We start from the raw sequence: 1,688 nt of genomic DNA on the forward strand, positions 1-1,688 counted from the left end.
GGTGTTCAGGCTAGTGACGTCATCGATGCCGAACCGATCTTCGGCCCCAACCTCCCCGCCACCTGCCGCGCAGACATCAAAGCCGAACAACAACTCACCGACCTCAACGAACTCAACCCCAACGACCCCCACACCATCGCAACCCTCCACGCCCACGCACGCACCCTCGGCATCGAATTCGACGACACCACCCCAAAAGAAACCATCGCCGCCGAAATCCAGAAAAAAGCACTCACCATCGCCACCCACGCCCAACGCGTCCTCATCGAAAGCCCCACCACCACCGACATCCAACTCGACGAAGCCGTCACCGCCGCCGACGACTACAACCGCTTCCAACCAGCCCTCCAAGCCCGCCACACCCAAACCATGGTCTGGACGAAAGCCCACACCACCACCGGCGGCAGCAACGTCACCGACTACCTCACCCACAACGGCCGGATGAGCACAACCGAAGCCCGCCGCCGCATCGAACTCGGCACCACCTACTACGGCACCGTCCGCCGCAGCGAACGCCCCGCCCAACGACACATGCGCCGCCTACTCAACGCCGGCGAAATCGACCGCGAACTGACCAGCGTTGCCACCAAAGCAACGAAAATCTTCCACAAGCCCAGGACAAAGAAAGCCGACATCAACATCACCGCCATCACCCGCGATGCGATGCTGCTTGCCCTGTCCCAGCCACCGGAGCAAGTCAAAAACGCCGTCAACAACCTCTGCGGACGGCTGATCGCCCAGACCGGCCAATGCCTGTCGAAAACCGCCTACGAAAAGCGCTACCTGAACATCAGCGAACAAGACGCCCTCGGCGGCGTCCGGGTCAACATGTACCTCGATGCCGCTGCCGCGACCGAGTTCATCCACCTGATCAACAGGGTACGCAAGCAAATCGCCTACGAAGACGCCAAAGGAGGACGCCCCGACGTCCGCACCCCACCCCAAGCACGCGCAGACGCATTCAGACGAATACTCAGACTCGTCGGCGACCGGGTCAACCCCACCCAAGATGGGTCCTGCAGCCTGGTCGTCAGCGTGCCCGCCAGCATGATCGACTCCTGGCCGAAGCATACTAACCCCAGGTTCATTACCTCTGCTGGCACCACCATCAGTGTCGAAGACTTGGGCACCATGCTCGGCGAGTCGTACCCGGACTTTTTGTCCTTCCACGACCCGGCCACCGGGTTCCCGGTCGCACTGGCCAGGACCAAGCGGCTGGCCAGCCTGCATCAGCGGCTGATGCTGTTTTCCCACCAGGCTGTCTGCGCCCACCCCGGGTGCACGAAAGCCCACGGCCTGTTGGAAGCACACCACCTGAAAAGGTGGGCTGATGGCGGACGCACTGACCTAGACAACCTGGTCATGCTGTGCCCGAAGCATCACAAGCTCAACGAGGGCATGCTTGGCCATCACCGGAGGAACCCGCTGAGTTGGCGGGTGGCCTTTGTGATGGGCTCTGAGGAGAACTACAACGACACCCGCGAAGCCGGGCTGTCTGGTGGCGCGCACATCCGCCGGTCCTACCGCACCCTTGACGGGTGGGAGCAGGAAGCCGTAGAAGCAGAACTGCAGGACTACGTCATCCCACCAGCACCAAAGAACAAGCCGTTCTACCAGGAGCTGGCTGAGATGGTGCGCGACTACGACCTCGAGCACGGCCAGTGGTACGTCGATGAAGGTGCCAAGGA

The 1,688-nt window shown here is 62.0% G+C and carries 1 protein-coding gene; it reads left to right on the top strand.

The features are described 5' to 3' along the window. A partial coding sequence (locus C1Y63_RS12345; protein ID WP_146128969.1) for an HNH endonuclease signature motif containing protein occupies positions 1–1,688 on the top strand: 1,688 nt, incomplete at both ends.

Origin of the sequence: Corynebacterium sp. 13CS0277, assembly GCF_002994655.1 — a bacterium.
In the GTDB taxonomy this organism is placed as follows: domain Bacteria; phylum Actinomycetota; class Actinomycetes; order Mycobacteriales; family Mycobacteriaceae; genus Corynebacterium.